Origin of the sequence: Actinocrinis sp. (assembly GCF_035946395.1) — a bacterium.
Lineage (GTDB): Bacteria > Actinomycetota > Actinomycetes > Streptomycetales > Catenulisporaceae > Actinocrinis.
This window is the reverse complement of the sequence record NZ_DASYZI010000457.1, coordinates 15,271-31,657: the sequence shown is the minus strand read 5'-3', so window position 1 is coordinate 31,657 and position 16,387 is coordinate 15,271. Positions and strand designations below refer to the sequence as shown.

General features: G+C 70.8%; 15 protein-coding genes and 1 pseudogene. 8 read left to right on the top strand and 8 right to left on the bottom strand.

Annotated features, from left to right (window positions below; genetic code table 11):
- Both VGS97_RS29045 and VGS97_RS29040 read left to right on the top strand, forming a co-directional pair.
- Positions 1–527: pseudogene (locus VGS97_RS29045) on the top strand (FAD-linked oxidase); the annotation flags it as partial.
- Positions 528–700: 173 nt separating this feature from the next.
- On the top strand, positions 701–853 hold the full coding sequence (locus VGS97_RS29040; protein ID WP_326856883.1) for a hypothetical protein: 153 nt from the start codon (positions 701–703) through the stop codon (positions 851–853).
- A 57-nt stretch (positions 854–910) separates the two neighbouring features.
- On the opposite strand, the gene VGS97_RS29035 is transcribed toward VGS97_RS29040, so the two are convergent.
- Complete coding sequence (locus VGS97_RS29035; protein WP_414641878.1) at positions 911–2,446, bottom strand: MFS transporter; 1,536 nt, start codon at positions 2,444–2,446, stop codon at positions 911–913.
- A gap of 85 nt (positions 2,447–2,531) precedes the next feature.
- Between VGS97_RS29035 and VGS97_RS29030 the strand changes: the two genes are divergently transcribed.
- Both VGS97_RS29030 and VGS97_RS29025 read left to right on the top strand, forming a co-directional pair.
- Positions 2,532–2,930 carry a MarR family winged helix-turn-helix transcriptional regulator gene (locus tag VGS97_RS29030; protein WP_326856881.1) on the top strand — a complete coding sequence of 133 codons (399 nt, stop codon included), beginning with the start codon at positions 2,532–2,534 and terminating at the stop codon, positions 2,928–2,930.
- 95 nt (positions 2,931–3,025) lie between these two features.
- Positions 3,026–4,048, top strand: a complete 1,023-nt coding sequence (locus tag VGS97_RS29025; protein ID WP_326856879.1) for an ROK family protein — start codon at positions 3,026–3,028, stop codon at positions 4,046–4,048.
- Positions 4,049–4,104: 56 nt separating this feature from the next.
- On the opposite strand, the gene VGS97_RS29020 is transcribed toward VGS97_RS29025, so the two are convergent.
- From VGS97_RS29020 to VGS97_RS29000, 5 genes are all read right to left on the bottom strand, one after another.
- Positions 4,105–4,554, bottom strand: a complete 450-nt coding sequence (locus VGS97_RS29020; protein WP_326856884.1) for an STAS domain-containing protein — start codon at positions 4,552–4,554, stop codon at positions 4,105–4,107.
- A gap of 151 nt (positions 4,555–4,705) precedes the next feature.
- Positions 4,706–5,530: an SAM-dependent methyltransferase gene (locus VGS97_RS29015; protein ID WP_326856877.1), complete on the bottom strand. Its 825-nt coding sequence runs from the start codon at positions 5,528–5,530 to the stop codon at positions 4,706–4,708.
- Positions 5,531–5,753: 223 nt separating this feature from the next.
- Complete coding sequence (locus VGS97_RS29010; RefSeq protein WP_326856875.1) at positions 5,754–6,401, bottom strand: GNAT family N-acetyltransferase; 648 nt, start codon at positions 6,399–6,401, stop codon at positions 5,754–5,756.
- Positions 6,398–7,834: an APC family permease gene (locus VGS97_RS29005; protein ID WP_326856874.1), complete on the bottom strand. Its 1,437-nt coding sequence runs from the start codon at positions 7,832–7,834 to the stop codon at positions 6,398–6,400. Before VGS97_RS29005 ends, VGS97_RS29010 begins: the two co-directional genes overlap by 4 nt.
- A gap of 144 nt (positions 7,835–7,978) precedes the next feature.
- On the bottom strand, positions 7,979–8,644 hold the full coding sequence (locus VGS97_RS29000; RefSeq protein ID WP_326856873.1) for a GOLPH3/VPS74 family protein: 666 nt from the start codon (positions 8,642–8,644) through the stop codon (positions 7,979–7,981).
- A 345-nt stretch (positions 8,645–8,989) separates the two neighbouring features.
- Here VGS97_RS29000 and VGS97_RS28995 point away from each other — a divergent pair, with 345 nt between their 5' ends.
- Positions 8,990–9,751 carry a hypothetical protein gene (locus tag VGS97_RS28995; RefSeq protein WP_326856872.1) on the top strand — a complete coding sequence of 254 codons (762 nt, stop codon included), beginning with the start codon at positions 8,990–8,992 and terminating at the stop codon, positions 9,749–9,751.
- Between the two features lie 36 nt (positions 9,752–9,787).
- Here the strand turns inward: VGS97_RS28995 and VGS97_RS28990 are convergent, their stop codons facing one another.
- Together VGS97_RS28990 and VGS97_RS28985 are read right to left on the bottom strand one after the other, a co-directional pair.
- Positions 9,788–10,462, bottom strand: coding sequence for a response regulator transcription factor (locus VGS97_RS28990; protein WP_326856871.1), 675 nt, complete (start codon positions 10,460–10,462; stop codon positions 9,788–9,790).
- Complete coding sequence (locus VGS97_RS28985; RefSeq protein ID WP_326856870.1) at positions 10,459–11,793, bottom strand: sensor histidine kinase; 1,335 nt, start codon at positions 11,791–11,793, stop codon at positions 10,459–10,461. Before VGS97_RS28985 ends, VGS97_RS28990 begins: the two co-directional genes overlap by 4 nt.
- A 188-nt stretch (positions 11,794–11,981) precedes the next feature.
- Between VGS97_RS28985 and VGS97_RS28980 the strand changes: the two genes are divergently transcribed.
- From VGS97_RS28980 to VGS97_RS28970, 3 genes are all read left to right on the top strand, one after another.
- Positions 11,982–14,309 carry an MMPL family transporter gene (locus tag VGS97_RS28980; RefSeq protein WP_326856869.1) on the top strand — a complete coding sequence of 776 codons (2,328 nt, stop codon included), beginning with the start codon at positions 11,982–11,984 and terminating at the stop codon, positions 14,307–14,309.
- A gap of 112 nt (positions 14,310–14,421) precedes the next feature.
- The gene (locus tag VGS97_RS28975; RefSeq protein WP_326856868.1) at positions 14,422–15,207 is read left to right on the top strand and encodes an SIMPL domain-containing protein; all 786 of its coding nucleotides are present in this window, start codon (positions 14,422–14,424) and stop codon (positions 15,205–15,207) included.
- 396 nt (positions 15,208–15,603) lie between these two features.
- Positions 15,604–16,311, top strand: a complete 708-nt coding sequence (locus tag VGS97_RS28970; RefSeq protein ID WP_326856867.1) for an HAD family hydrolase — start codon at positions 15,604–15,606, stop codon at positions 16,309–16,311.
- The last annotated feature ends 76 nt before the right edge of the window (positions 16,312–16,387 follow it).

Here is a 16,387-nt window from a genome sequence, read left to right as displayed (position 1 = left end):
TCAGCTACGCCGACTTCGTGGACGACCTCGCTGCGGCCATCGCGTTCCTCAAGTCCACCGGGGAGTGGTACGACCCGCACCCCTGGCTCGACCTCTTCCTGCCCGACGGCGCCACCGACGCATATGTCACGTCGGTCGTGGACAGGCTGACGTTGGCCGACATCGGCGCGAGCGGCGTGGTGCTGCTCTATCCGGTGCCGACGGCGAAATTGAACGCGCCGCTGTTGCGAGTGCCGGACAGTGATCTGGCCTTCCTCTTCGCGGTGTTGCGGACGGCCTCGCCCGACACCGGCGCGCTGCCCGCCGCCGCGATGCTCGAAGCCAACCGCGAGCTTTACCTGGCGGCGCAGGCGCTCGGCGGCACCCAGTACCCGGTCGGATCGATCCCGATGACCAGCCGCGACTGGCGCCTCCAGTACAGCGACCAGTGGCTGCGCTTCAACGAGGCGAAGCACCGCTACGACCCGCACGGGATCCTCGCCCCCGGACAGGGGATCTTCGAGTCCGAATCAGCGGCGGCGAGCTGAGGACTCGTCCCGCGCCGGCCTTTCGTCTCCCAGCGGACGCGGATCATCCACCGGCCAACTCGTCGCCGAGCCGGGCCACGTGGTGGCGAACGGTCGAGCTGAGGGCGCCGGTGAACACCGTGTCAGCCATGGCTTTTACGCCCTCGTGCAAAGGCTGGCAGTGCGCTGACCCGGTGGCAGATCATTTGAACGGGATCGGGGCGGGCGGGGCGAAACCGGGGGCGCCACGCCCTGATCCCGACAAGGAGCGGCACGCTCTCGACGAGGGGGATGACGAACAGCCGGATCACGAGGGCCGCCGACGCAGGCCGCTGATCGACCGCTGATTCAATCGAAGGTGGTGTGCCCGGTGCGATCCGCCGGGCACACCACCTTCGGCCAGGTCAGGCATCCGCCCCCGCGCGACGCCTGCCCTGCGCCAGAAACACGACTGTGAGCACCAGCGCGAACAGTGAGACGCCGACCGAGACCGCGATGGCCGTGGTCATCCCGGGCAGCAGTTCGTGGTGCACGCTCGGCGAACCCGAGCCGCTGAGGATCGCGCTGACGACGGCGAGCATGATCGCGCCGCCGATCTGCACGCTGGTGTTCAGCAGCCCCGAGGCCAGGCCTTGTTCGTGGTCCGCGATACCCTTGGTGGCCTGCGCGTTGACCGCCGGGAAGCAGAGCGCGAATCCGACGCCGAGCAGCAGCATCGTCGGCAGCAGGAAGTCGGCGTAGGCCATCGACGGCTCGGTGCGCAGGAACAGCGCGTACCCGGCCATCAGAGCCAGCAGGCCGAAGAAGATCAGCCACGCCGTGTCCACCCGGCCGAGCACCGCCTCCATCCAGGTCGAGCTGAGCGCCACCAGCAGGCCAGCGGGCAGGAACCCCAGCGCCATGCCCAGCGGCGACCAGCCGAGCGAGTTCTGCACGTAGAGCGTGACGACGAACTGGAACGCCGAGTAGCCGCCGAACATCGCCGCAGCCGCGAGGTTGGCGTGCACGAGGGTGCGCGAGCGCAGGATGCCGAGGCGCACCAGCGGCCGGGAGTGGCGCAGTTCGATCGCGACGAACGCGGCCGTCAGCGCGACGCTGAGCGCGAGCAGGCCGATCGTGACCGGGCTGCCCCAGCCGCGGTTCGGCGCGTCCACCACCGCGTAGACCAGGATCAGCAGCGCGGCGGTGCTGGTCAGCGCGCCGGGAATGTCAAAGCTGCGCAGCTCGAAGTGGTGCGGGCGTATCCGCTCGGCGGCGCCGCGCGGGATCACCCGCAGGCCGGCCAGCACGAGCGCGATCGCCACCGGTCCGGGCACCAGGAAGGTGACCCGCCAGCCCACCTCGGTGAGCAGCCCGCCGACGACCAGGCCCAGCGAGAAACCGCTGGCACCGCAGACCGAGTAGATGCTCAGCGCCCGGTTGCGCGCCGGCCCCTCGGCGAAGGTCGTGGTGATGATCGACAGGCCGGCCGGGACCGTGAACGCCGCCGAGGCCCCCTTGACGAAGCGCAGCGCGACCAGTGCCAGGTCGTTGCTCAGCAGGGCGCTGATCACGGAGGCGGCGCCGAAGACCGCGACCGCGGCCAGGAACACCCGACGCCGGCCGAGCAGGTCGCTGGCCCGTCCGCCGAGCAGCATCAGGCCGCCGTAGCCGAGGATGTAGCCGGACACGATCCACTGGAGCGAGCCCGGGGCGAGCCGCAGGCTCGACCCGATGGACGGCAGCGCGACGCCGACCATCGACAGGTCGAGTGCATCGAGGAACAGCGCCCCGCAGAGCACTACCAGCAGCAGCCAGGTCGCCGGCGACCAGTTGACGTCGCGCACTGTGCCGGAGTGCGCGTCGGAGCGTGCCGCCACGGAGGGCACGGCAGCGGGGCGGGCGATGGAACGTGGGACGGCAGGTGGCAGGGCAAGCGATTGCGTCTCGGGCGGTGTCATGCGGGTAAGCTATATGCAAGCGCATTAAATGTCTAAGCATTTAATGCGCTTGCATCCTATGCGGGCGCGTTGCTACACTCTCGTGGTGACTCGGTCGATCGACGATGACGAGCTGGCGTCCGCCTGGCACGACCTGATGGGCCGGTACCACCGGATCACCTGCGCGCTGGACCGCTGCCTGACGACGGAGCACGATCTGACGGTCAGCGAGTTCGAAGTGCTTCAGGAGCTCTACGCGGCGGGGCCGCACAGCGAACCGCTGAGGATGAGCGAACTCGGCGAGCGCGTGCACCTGAGCCAGAGCGCCTTCTCCCGGTTGATCACCCGGCTTGAGCAGGCCGGCCTGGTCGAGCGCGCCACGTGCGCGGACGACCGCCGCTCGAACTGGACGCGGATCACCGAGGCCGGCGCGCAGCGGTACCTGGAGGCCCGGCCGACACAGCGGGCCGTGCTGCGCGACATGGGAGCGCTCGGCGCGCACTGAGGGCGGGCTGCTCGCCGCGCATCTCCCCGTGACGTCAAAGACATGATAGACAGTCATGGCTCGACAGCAGGCTGAGAACGCCGGGACGGGGAGCCATGGTCAACGGATATTCGGTGGTCGCCGACGTCAGCGGCACGACGCTGCGCATCGGCCGCTACGCCGCCGGATCAGGCCAGGTCGAGCAGGTGTCCAGGTTTCCGGTCGACGGCCTGGCGCGCCACCCGCACGACGACGCGGACAAGTCGCAGCGACGGGTCGTGGAACAGCTCGGCGACGAACTGGCCCGCTATCTCGACGGCCCGCACGCGCTCGGCGCGAAGACGGTCGGCGTCTCGTTCGCCGGGCCGGTGACCGCGACGGGGGTGGTGACCGCCGCCGCGGCGATCTGGGGCGCCGGAGCCGCACCGGTGGCGCTGGCCGAGCAGTTGACGCTGCGGCTGGGCCGGCCGGTCGTCGCAGCGAACGACGTCACCGCGGCCGCCTGGTGGTACGCCGCCACCGAATACGAGCCCTTCTGCCTGCTGACGGTCGGCGAGCAGATCGGCAACAAGATCTTCCGCGGCGGCGAGGTGCTGGTGGACGGCGCGGGCCACGGCGGTGAAATCGGGCACTGGCCGGCCGATCCGGGCCCCGACGCGGTGCTGTGCGCCTGCGGCGGCCGAGGTCATCTCTGTGCGCTGGCCTCGGGTCGCGGCGTCCTCGACGCGGTGCGCCGGGCCGCCGTCCGCCGACCGGAGGACTTCGCGCGCTCACGGCTGGCAATGGCCTGCGAAGGCGACCCGGCCCGGCTGACCGGCCTCGCGCTGGTGGCCGCGCTCATCGCCGACGACCCGTTCGCCACCGCCGTGCTGCGCAGGGCTCTGCGTTATCTGGCCAGCGCGGTCATCGCGGTGTTCACCGCGATCGGCGTGCGCCGCTTCATCGTCATCGGCGGATTCGCGATCGCGGTCGGCCGCCGCTTCATCGAGGGCCTGATCCAGCAGCTGCTGGATCTCGGCTGCTTCGGCCTGACCGAGGCCGAGATACGGGAGATGGCACGCCTCGGCCAGCCGGGCGATGACCACGGGCTGATCGGCATGGGCCGCCTGCTCGACGCCCACGCGGGCAGTCCGGCTTGAATCGAAGACAACCCGTTTACCTGTACAACTGACGACCTGATCATATGTCAGCAGACCTACGCGACAGCTCCATGCCTGCCATCGGCGGCGTCCGGGCGATCGGGACGACGCAGGCCGGAGCGGCGTACCCGTGCCAGCTCCGAGTTGCCGAGTTCGGCGGCGGCCGGCGGTTCGAGCACGAGTCCGGGCGTCTGGTCCCAGCCCGCCAGGCGGAATATGCGCAGGAAGTACGGCGAGAGCCGGCACACGGTCAGGCTGCGGCCCAGGCGGGAGAGATCGGCGGCGGCGTCCATCATCGCGCGCAGCCCCTCGACGCTGACGGTGTCGAGCCCCTCGCAGTCCAGGCACAGGTTCCCGGGCGCGGCCGCCGCGGCGCCGCGCAGCGCTCCGGCGAACCGCACCGCGTGCTCGGGCCCGAGATCGCCCCGGATGGCCAGGCCCGGCGGATCGTCCGTGCGGACCGCCCGGAACGACGCAGTATCCGACACGTGCTGCATCGATGTCACCGCCAACGGGGAATCGTGCGGTCGGGAGATCGGGAGAGTCGAGGGGTATCTTCGGCGTCTGCGACCAGCGTGTTACGGATGGTAGCGCGCCGCAACCCCACGTGACCAGGGGTGGCGGACGGCGCGGTCGCGCCTTTTCGCCACCGCGCGGCTACCGGTGCATGCCGACCGCGGCGTATCCGGAGTAGCGGGTGACGTCGCCGCCGAGCGGGTCGGCGCCGGAGTCGGGGTCCGGGCGCCAGTGGATCATGTCGACCAGGCCGGGTTCCAGCAGCTCGTAGCCGCCGAGCATGTCGAGGATCTGCTGCTTCGTGCGGTAGTGGATCTGGTGGCTGGCGCGCGTGTAGACGGCCTCGGCGCGGCGGGCGAGCTGCGGCTGGTAGTCGCTGGTGGCGTGTGTGATCGCCAGGTACGAGCCGGGGGCGGTCGCGTCGCGGTACGTGGCCACGACCGCCGCCGGGTCGTCCTCGTCCGCGACGAAGTGCAACACGGCGATCATCAGCACGGCCACCGGGCGCGACAGGTCGATCAGCCTGGTCAGCTCGGGATGGGACAGGATCGCGCCCGGGCGGCGCAGGTCCGCCTGGATGACGGCGGCCTGCGGGAAGTCGGCGAGCAGCGAGAAGCTGTGCGCGACGGCGACCGGGTCGGCGTCCACGTAGACGACCCGGGCGTCCGGATTGGCCGCGGCCGCGACCTCGTGCACGTTGCCGACGGTCGGGATGCCGGAGCCGAGGTCGAGGAACTGGTCCACCCCGGACGCCGCGAGGTGCCGGACCGCGCGGCGCAGCACGTGCCGCTGCGCGCGGGCGATCTGCGGCATGTCCGGCAGCACCCGCATGTACTCCTCGGCCAGCTCGCGGTCGGCGGCGAAGTTGTGGCTGCCGCCGAGGTAGTAGTCGTACATGCGCGCGGCTGACGGGACGTCGATGTCCACGTGTTCGGGAACCCACCGGGGACGGTGATCACTCGGCACGGCGTCTCCCTCGCTCTAGGGGGTGTCTGAGATGTCAGGCCGGATCAGGGCGCGGCGTATGGCACGTGCGATCGCAAGGCGGAGGCCCCACCTCTCGAAAGCCCCCAGCCGACCCACGGCTTCGGCACTGCGGTCACAGTGAACCTTGCGGTGCTGCGATCATACGCAGTCGTGGGGCGGACGATGAGCCTTCTGCCCCACGACTGCGCCATGCGAGTGCCCGTCAGACGGGCTCGGTCCGACCGACCGGCGTCGGCGGCCGCCACATCGGGTACATCATCGCGGTCGACGGCTTCCCGTCGGGGAACGGGATGGGTTCCGGCAGGTCCTGGTAGCCGTGCCGGGCGTAGAGCCGACGGCTGTCGAGGCTGGCGGCTTCAAGGTACGCCGCGACCGGTTCGGCCCCACTTGCCAGCTCTCGATGATGCGCGTCCAGCAGCGCGCTGCCGACGCCGCGGCCCTGGAGCGTCGGATGCACCGCCAGGATCGCCAGGTGGTCGTGCCGCTCTCCGGCCGGGTGGTGTTTGTCCAGCTGGGCGTCGAAGGCGCGGAAGCGGTCCACCCATCCTCCGGCGACGGCCGCGAGCCGCGCGTCGTACCCGGCCGGCGGATCGTCGTGGCCGGTGCCGTTCGGCAGCCACAAAGCAACCGCCGCGAGCTCGGGCGTGGTGTACACCGCGCCGGCCTCGAAGGCGTGGTCGACGTAGAGGCGGAAGTAGTCCGGGAAGACCTCCCGCCGCGCGACCGAGTCGGGGATCAGCCAGGTCGACGGCGGCAGGTCGTGGAACGCCAGCGCGATCAGGCTGCTCAGCTGCGCCGCGTCGCCCGGGTCGGCGCGCACCGCCTGCGCGGCGGCGGGCCCGGCGGTCACGCGCCCTCTCCCGCCAGCTTCCCTGCCGACGAGGCCGATGCGGCGACCGTGGCACCCTGGCCGGTGGCCGCGTCCGGACCGAGGCCGACCACCGCGTACACCTCCGGCCTGCTGGCGCGCAGGAAGAGCGCCCAGCCGACGCCGATCAGGGCGACCACGACGTACAGCGCGGGCAGCACCTTGCCGGCCGTGGACGGCGAGGTGTAGCCGAGCAGCAGCGAGTAGTTGTTCGCGACCAGGTACACCATGACCGCCAGGAGCAGCACCGAGACGCCCGGCGCGATCAGCCGCCGCCAGAGGTTCTCCTCCTCGGGATGCTGGGCGAAGTACCTGACCACGCCCATCGAGGTGAGCGCGAGCAGGATCAGGATGCCGAAGCCGCCGGTGGTGCCGAACCAGAAGAACAGGTCGGTCATCGGGTTCCAGCCGCCGATCGCGAAGGCGACGATGAACCCGAGGCCGATCACGCTCTGCACCGCCGATGCGGCCTTGGGCACGCCGTTGGTCCCGGTGCGCCCGAAGGAGCCCGGCAGCACCTGCTCGCGGCCGAGCGCGAAGGAGTAGCGCCAGCAGGCGTTGTGGAAGGCCAGCGCGGCGGCGAACAGGGAGGTCATGAACAGGATCTGGCCGGCGTTGTTCAGGAAGGCGTCGCCCATCCCGAACAGCATGCCGGGGCCCTCCTGCTGGGCGATCTTGGTGACGTTCCCGACGCCGTAGTAGGTCGACATCACCCACGACGCGGCGGCATACACCACGCCGATCACGGCGAGCGAGAGATACGTCGCAGTCGGGATGGTGCGGCGCGGGTGGCGGGCCTCCTCGGCGTACACCGGGGACTGCTCGAAGCCGACGTAGCCGAGCACCGCGGTGGCCAGCACCGCGCCGACCCCGCCCTTGGTCAGGTCGGACGGGTTCAGGGTGCTGAAGGTCACGTGGCCGCCCGCGGGGTGGGCCGCGCCGCTGATGGTCAGTGCGACGACCACGATCACCTCGACGGTCAGCAGCACCCCGAGCACCCGACCGCTCAAGTCCACCCGGATCAGGCCGAGCACCGTCACCACGGCCCAGGCCGCGAGCGAGTAGATCCACCAGTGGATGTCGACGTTCGCCTTCTGCTGTACGTACGCTTCGACCGTCGGTCCGAACATGCCGTACAGCCCGACCTGAAGCAGGTTGTAGGCGAGCAACGCGATCAGCGCCCCGGCGACTCCGGCCTCGCGACCCAGGCCCCGGGAGATGAAGGCGTAGAAGGCGCCTGCGTTGCTGATGTGCCGGGCCATCGCCACGTAGCCGACGCTGAACAGGCTCAGGACGACGGCCACGACTATGAACGCGGCGGGCACACTGGTCAGTCCGGTGACGTAATACGCGGTCGTGATGACGCCCGCAGTCGCTGTCAGCGGGGCGACACCGGCCAGTACGAAGTAGACCACCGAGGGAACGCCTAGCCGGTCTTTGGCCAAGGCCGCCGATACACTTCCGGGTTGCGAAAGCACACTCTTCGCCATTGTGGGTCGACTCCTATCGGATACGGACACGTGGATGTGGACGGCGGCAGCCGGCCGCGGGGCGGCTGGCTATACGCGGTGACTCGCGATCGCACTGCCGACCGCCGCCTCGGTTTGCATGACGAGTTCTGCGAAAGACGCCTCCAGGGTGGAGAGGGCCTCGCCCACCCGCCGCATGGCCTCCGGGGCGGTGTGCCGCACTTCCCACAGGACCGGCTGGTCGAGCCCGGTGGCTCGCAGCAGGCCGAGGAGCACCGCGGACCGCTGATCAAGGTCCTGACCCCGGATCAACTGCGTACACAGCAGCGCCGTCGGCCGGGCGGCGACGCTGGGCGAGACGGGCACCCACCGGCCGTGCTGCCATGGACGCTTCCTGCCCTCGCGCACCAGCAGCCCGGCGGAGGTGAGCCGCCAGCCCACCTCGTCATGAGCGCTCTGCGCGAAGAACGCCAGCCAGGTGCGCGTCGGATGCTCCTCCTGTTTGAGGAACTCCAGCACCCGGCCGGCCAGCGCGTCGTCGCACGGCGAGGAGTCGAGTACCGTCACCGTGCCCTGACGCAGTTCGATGCGAGCCTCGACGACCAACTCGCCGAGCAGCGCGCCGGCCAGGCCGAGCCCGGCGATGCGTTCCGCCAGGCGGGGCTTGCCGGTGGACTCGTCGTGGGCCATCAGGAAGAACTCGTCGGCCAGGCGGTCGCTGCCGCCGGGACGCTCGTTCTGCCCGTATCCGGTCACGCCGCCACCATGCCGTCGTTCGATCGCGGCGCAGCACACCGCGACATCTCAGCCCGACGCATGGTCACGTACTGTACCTCCATCGCATCACGCGGCGTCAGCGGTCGATCACCGCCGTTCGGTGCGCGCTGCGCTGGAGATTATCCGGTCGGCATGTGCATGTTCCAGATCTCGCAGCGCATTCGCAGCCGAACTCTCGACACCGGCGTGAACACGCCAGCCGCGCGGCGCTCGCGGCGGATCCACTGTGACAAGGAACCACGGTCCCGCACACGCACGTTGACGCCGCCTTTATGCCGGACGCGGTGCACTGGCCGGGTAGGCACCACCGACCGAGAAGGCCCCGTGTCAGAAAACGAAGATCGTGATCAGTCCGGCGGGCAGCGGCCCGCGCAGGACGAGCCAGGCGCCTTTGACGCCTTCCGGGCCTGGCGCGCTGCGGAGCAGGCGGGGAACGAGCCGCCCGCCGCGGCGTACGAGCCCGGACCTCCTGCATCAGGATATTACGAAACCAGCCAGTACGAGCCCGTACAATACGGACCAGGACAGTACGAGAGCGAGCCGACGGCCATGCTGTCGCCGGGCGCCGGGTACGGGCAACCGGTACCCGCGCCACCGGGAGACGCACGCGGGCGCGGGCGTTTGCGGTCGACCGCCGCACTCGCCGGAGCCGTGGCACTGGTCGCGGGCGTGGTCTTCGGTGTGTACGAGGCCACCCTGCCGTCAAGCGGCCAGTCGGCAGCCGGGTCGCCCGCGGTGTCGGCGAGCCCGAATCCGTCGACCGGGGCGTCGGCCGGAGCGTCGAAGGGAGCGAAGAACGGCAAGGCGACGCTCGCGCGGCTGACGGTGACGTCCGTCGGCGCCGGCTCGTTCACTGCCACGGCCGCAGACGGCGGGACCGTGTCGGTGCAGATCAGGCCCACCACGAAGTTCGGGACGGCGGCGCGGCCGTTCACCCGATCGCAGCTGGTACCGGGCGCCGTCGTCTACGCACGGCTTCGGCGCGAGGCGGACGGAACCGTCGTGGCCACGGTGATCGCATCCGCGACCGCCGTCAAGGGATCCCCGTCGGGCGCGGCGACCGCGACAGCGGGCTCAGGAGCCTGATCAGGCTCGCGATGCCGAGTCGACGTCAAGACCCTGTCAGGTCGGCACCTCGACGAGGCGCGTGCGGTAGGCGATGACGACCAGCTGCGCGCGGTCGCGCGCGCCGAGTTTGACCATGGCCCGGTTCACGTGCGTCTTGACCGTCAGGGGGCTGAGCGCGAGCTGCTCGGCGATCTCGTCGTTCGAGCTGCCCTGCGCGACGTAGCCGACCAGCTCGCGCTCGCGGTCGGTGAGCGCGGCCAGCCGCTCCGGCGGCAGCGGCGGCGGCTGGTCCGGATCGCCGCCGGCCAGCGCGCGGGCGATCAGGGTCCTGGTCGCGGTCGGGGACAGCAACGCGTCGCCGCGCTCGACCACCCGGATCGCGTCGAGCAGCCGCGCGGGCTCCACGCTCTTGCCGAGGAAGCCGCTGGCCCCGGCGCGCAGCGCGCGGAAGACGTACTCGTCCCGCTCGAAGGTGGTCAGGATCAGGACCCGCACTCCGACCAGGTCGTCGTCCTCGGTGATCATCCTGGTGGCCGCCACCCCGTCCAGGTTCGGCATCCGGATGTCCATGAGCACCACGTCGGCCCGGGTCGAGCGGGCCAGGCTCACCGCCTGGGCGCCGTCGGCCGCCTCGCCGACGACCTCCATGTCGGGGGTGGAGTCGATCAGCATGCTGAAGCCTGCCCGCACCAGCGCCTGGTCGTCCGCGAGCAGCACCCTGATCGTCATCGCACGGCTGCCGCGGCGGAGCCGAGCTGTGCGGAGTCGAGCCACGCCGAATCGGACGGGGCGGACTCGGCCCCCGCGGAATCGAAGCCGCTGCCCTCGTACACGGCGCCGGGCTCGGGCTCGGGCAGCGGGAACCGCGCGGTCACCCGGAACCCGCCGCGAACCGTCCGGCCCACGTCGAGGCCGCCGCCGAGCGCCGCGGCACGCTCGCGCATGCCGACGATCCCGTGCCCCGAGCCGGACGCGCCGTTGGCGCCGACCGCGGCCGCCGCCGTGTACGGCGAGTTCGCGGCGGCGTTCTCCACGGTGAGCGTGAGCTGCGTGGCCCCGTAGTCGAGCTGGATGCGCGTGCCGACCGGACCGGCGTGCTTGCGCACGTTCGTCAGCGACTCCTGCACGACCCGGTACGCGGCGACGTCGACCGGCGCCGGCAGACCGCGCCGGATGCCCACGACCGAGGTCTCGATCCGCAGCCCGGCCGCCTTGAACGTCTCGATCAGGCCGCCGAGCCGGTCGAGGCCCGCGGTCGGCTCGGCCGACGTCTCCGGGTCCTGCGGCGAGCGCAGCAGGGTGATCGTGTCGTACAGGTCCGTCAGCGCCTGGCCGCCCGCGCGGTGGATCGTTTCGAGCGCCTCGCGCGCCTTCTGCGGCTGCTGGTCGATGATGTGCATCGCGGCGCCCGCCTGCACCGTGATCAGCGCTATGTGGTGCGCCACGATGTCGTGCAGGTCGCGCGAGATGCGCAGCCGCTCCTCGGCGACCCGCCGCCTGGCCTCCTCGTCGCGGCCGTGCTCGGCGCGGCGCACCCGTTCCTCGTACTCGGCTTCGAAGTCGAGCCGACTGCGTCTGGCCTCACCGATCGCCATGCACGCCACGCCGAGCAGCAGCATGCCGAGCCCCGGCGGAGTGGACTCGATGCGAATATGGCGCACCAGTTCGGCGAGCGTGGCCGCCAAGGCGATCGCCACCACCGCCGTCCCGCCGACGGTGAGGGCCGTCATGCGGTTCTCCACCATGAACACGTTGATCAGCGGCACGACGCAGGCCGCCGCCATCGTCTGGCAGTTGACGCCGAACAACAGCCCGACGGTGACCGCGCCGGCGGCGACGCCCACGACCGCCACCGGCTGCTCGCGCCGGAAGACCGACGCGCCGCAGGCGACCGCGGCGAGCACGGCGTAGGTGATCGGCGCGTCCACGCGCCACCGCGAGTCCAGCGGCGCCACGACCGTCGCGAACAGCAGTGCGAGGTAGAGCCCCGCGGCCATCATGACGTCGATCGTGCGCCGGTGGTGGCGGGCGACAGTTGCGTATCCAACGAGTACGGCCACCCTCTAACGGTACGCACTGATCGGCCGATCCGGCCATCATCCAGCTGAAGCACCGGCGAACGGGCCGTACTGCGCCTGTAGTACGCAAGTCGCCTGCGCTGGGAAGACGACGCGCCGCCGAACGCTCGACAAGGTGGAGACGGTAGGTGGGCCAGCATGGTCCACCCGCACGGGAGGAGATCTTCGACGTGAGTCGCGTGTTCGCAGGCATCGGCCGGTTCTCGGTCCGATTCCGCTGGCTGGTAGTGGCCATATGGGTGATCGGTACGATCGTCAGCATCAAGACGCTGCCCTCGCTCGGCAGCGTGGTGCAGAACGACGCCACGAGCTTCCTGCCGGACAACTCCCCGAGCGTCGTCGCCGCTCAGATGGCGTCGCCGGTGGTGAACACCAGGCAGGTCATCGTGCCGGTGGTCGTCGCCACCAAGGACGGCAGCGCGCTGAGCGCCTCGGACCTGACCGCGATCACCGGGCTTGAGAAGTCCTTCGCGGCCGTCCACAACGTCCTGGGCGTCAAGGACGCGGGCCTCTCGTCCGGCGGCCAGGCGGATCTGGTGAACCTGTACATCCCGAACAACCGCGCCGCGCAGAACCAGAGCGAGACCGACGGGATCCTCAGCGACATCGGCACCACGATCACGCAGGCGAATCTGCCGAGCGGGCTACAGGCGCACGTCTCCGGCACGGCCGCGGACGGCGTGGCGAACACCAACTCCAACACGAGCAACAAGATCGAGCTGTTCACGATCCTGCTGATCGTCGCGCTGCTCGTCGTGGTGTTCCGCTCGATGCTCGCGCCGCTGCTCACCCTGCTGCCGGCGGTCCTCGTGGTCGGCGCGTCGGGGCCGATCGTCGCGGAGGCGGCCCACCACGGCCTCCAGGTCTCCGTGCTGGCACAGCTGCTGCTGATCGTGCTGATCCTGGGCGCGGGCACCGACTACGGGCTGTTCCTGATCTTCCGGATGCGCGAGGAGATGCGCAACGGCCTGTCCCCGAAGGAAGCCGTCGTGCGGTCGGTCGAGCGGGTCGGCGAGTCGATCACCTTCTCCGCCGCGACCGTCATCGCCGCGCTGCTCACCCTGCTGGCCGCGACCTTCGGCATCTACTCGAACATGGCAGAGCCGCTGGCCATCGGCGTCGGCATGATGCTGATCGCCGGGCTCACCCTGACGCCGGCGGTCCTGGCGATCTTCGGCCGCGTGGTGTTCTGGCCGTCCAAGCCCAAGCCGATCGCGGCGGCGGACCGGCGGCCCGGGATGTGGGGACGGCTGGCCGGCACGATCGTCCAGAAGCCGGTGGCGACCCTGATCCTGGGACTGCTGGTGTTCGGCGGGATGGCGGCCGCCTCGCTCGGCTACTCGGCGGCCGGCTTCGGCGGCGACACCGCGGCTCCCGCCAACAGCGACGCGGCGGCGGGCGACGCGCTGGTCGCGCAGTACTACCCGCACCTGTCCAGCACCCCGACACTGATCGTCTTCCAGCTGCCGCAGTCGGCGTGGCAGAACCCGGACGTGCTGGCCGCGGCGCAGACGGCGCTCCAGTCCGACACCACCGAGTTCACCCACGTCAGCGGCCCGCTCGCGCCGAACGACCACGCGATCACCGCGCAGCAGTTCACCCAGCTGTACCAGCACTTCGGCGCGCCGGGCGCGCTGCCCGCCAACCCCGATCCGGCCACCCTCGGCCCGGTCCCGGCGAACGAGTACCAGCTGTACCGCTCCACGGCGCTCTTCATCAGCGCCGACGGCAAGACCGTGATCTACAACGTGACGCTCGCCGCGGGCGACGCGAACTCGACGCCCGCGCGGCTGGCGGTCCCGGCCATCCGTGACGACGCCGCAAAGGCTGCGCAGACCATCGGCGCGACCGGCAACGGCGTCGCCGGCCTGGCCGGCGGCTTCTACGACGTGAGCAGCATCTCGAACAACGACCTGAAGACCGTCGTCCCGATCGCGATCCTGATCATCGGCATCCTGCTCGCCCTGGTGATGCGCAGCCTGATCGCGCCGCTGTACCTGATCGCGTCGGTGGCGCTCTCCTACCTGGCCGCGCTCGGCGCCGCGGTGATCGTGTTCACGAAGATCGGCCACGAGGACGGCGTGTCGTTCATCGTGCCCTTCTTCTTGTTCCTGTTCATGATGGCGCTGGGCGAGGATTACAACATCCTGATGATGGCCCGGATCCGGGAGGAGGCGCACGACCTGCCGCTCGGCCGAGCCGTGGTCAAGTCCGTCGGCGCCACCGGCACCACCATCACCTCCGCGGGCCTGGTGCTGGCCGGCACCTTCGCCGTGTTCGCGGTGGTCGGCGCCAAGCAGGGCAGCGTCCAGGCGCACGACATCGGCTGGGGCCTGACGATCGGCATCCTGATGGACACCTTCCTGGTGCGCTCGCTGCTGGTGCCCTCGGCCGTGGTGCTGCTGGGCCGCTGGAACTGGTGGCCCTCGCGCCTGGCCGAGCGGCACGGCGAGCTGGACTCCGAGACCGCGCGCACGGAGATGATGCCGCGCCGCTAGCAGTACCCCGCTGAACCGCCGCGTCAGCGGCACACAAGCCAGTTCGCACTGGAACCCGGATGGGTCGGCGTACGTCAAAGCGCCGACCCATCCGCCTTTCCAGGAGCATCAGATGCCGACAACGATCACCCTCGGCAGGCGCACGCTCGCCGCGAGCACACTGGCCGTCGCCGCGGCCGCCGTCACCGCCGCCTATCTCGTCGGCGCGGCCAACCGGCCGGCCGCCGCGCCGCAGACCGTCTACGCCGTGCCCGCCGCGGACCAGAGCTCGGGCGCCATGCCCGGCATCACGGTCACCGGCGTCGGCACGGTCAACGGCACTCCGGACACGCTGACCCTCGACCTCACGGTGACGCAGACCCGCGGCGACGTCTCGTCGGCGCTCTCCGCGGCCGACAACAGCATGAACGCCGTCGACACGGCCCTCGGCGCGAAGGGTGTGGCGAGCGCGGACCTGAAGACCTCGGGGGCGCAGGTACAGCCGAACTACTCGTCGAGCGGGAGCATAAACGGCTACACGGCCTCCGAGTCGCTCACCGCGACGCTGCGCGACCTGAAGACGGCCGGATCGGCGATCAACGCGGCGGCGGACGCCGGCGGCAACGCGACCCGCATCGACGGCGTCTCGCTCGACATCGAGCACGACAATTCCCTGATGACCCAGGCGCGCACCACCGCGTTCGCCGACGCCAAGGCCAAGGCGCAGCAGTACGCCGGCGCCGCCGGCGAGTCGCTCGGCAAGCCGACCCAGGTCACCGAGACGGTGAACTCGCCCACCCCGCTCGACTACCGCAGCATTTACGCGGCGGGTGCCGCGTCCTCGGCCGCCGCGGTGCCGATCAAGGCCGGTACCGCGCAGATCTCGGTGACCGTCACCGTCGTCTTCGCCGTGGGCTGACCGGCACGCGGCCCCTGGTATCGCGTGCGCTGGAAGTCCGCCGCAGAAATCGGCCCCACGCGGTTGATCAAACACAGTCCGCCCGGCCGCATTGTCGCAGTGCCTCATACAGCGGCGCCCTCAAACAACCGAGTTCGAGGGCGCTGCGGCGCCTTGCCGACCAGGCGCGGATGACCGATTTCTCATCCGCCGGACTTCCGGCGCGGGACACCTGGGGTGTTCGAGTTGTGGGTCGGACCAAGGCGCGGCGCCTGCCACGCATGCTCGCCGCGTTGTCGGGCCGTATCCAAGCCCCAGCATGGGCACAACCCGCCGCCTGACGATCGCACGCGCCACACGCCGCGCCTTGATCCGGCCCACAGCTCGAACGCCCCTGGCCGTGCGAAGATTCTCCGCATGCCTACCACGCTGCCGCTGCTGGTCCTCTGGGACATCGACCACACCCTGGTGAGCACCGCCGGCGTCAGCCGGGAGATCTACGAGCTGGCGTTCGAGCGCGTCGTCGGCCGGCCTCTGGTGCACCTCGCGGACATGGCCGGCCGCACCGAGCGGGCGATCACCCGGGAGACGCTGGAGCTCAACGGCGTCGAGCCGGACCACCGCGTCGAGGCCTTCCACGCCGCGCTGGTCGAGGCGACGCGCTCGCTCGAAGGCCGGATGCGCGAGCGCGGCCGGGCCCTGCCCGGCGCCCGGGAGGCGCTGACCGCGCTGGCGCAGGACGGCACCGTGCAGTCGGTCGTCACCGGCAACCTCCCCGGCATCGCAGCGACCAAGCTGGCGGCCTTCGGCCTGGAGGGCCTCGTCGACCTCGAAGTCGGCGGCTACGGCGATGTCGCCGACGACCGCGCGGTGCTGGTGCGCCTGGCCATCGAGCTGGCCGAGGGCAAGTACGAGCACGGGTTCGGGCCCGAGAACGCCGTGGTCATCGGGGACACGCCGCACGATGTGAAGGGCGCGCTGGACAACGGCGCGCTCGCCGTGGGCGTCGCCACCGGTTTCAGCAGCATGGACGAGCTGTACGCCGCCGGCGCTCACCTCGTCCTGCCCGACCTGCTCGACCTCGCCAAGCTGAACGAGCTGGTGCTGGCGCGCCGCGCCGAGTGAGACCCGAAGAACGCGAAGCGGCCGGCCGGGTGTGATCCACCCGGCCGGCCGCCTGCTCACATTGACATCAGCTCAC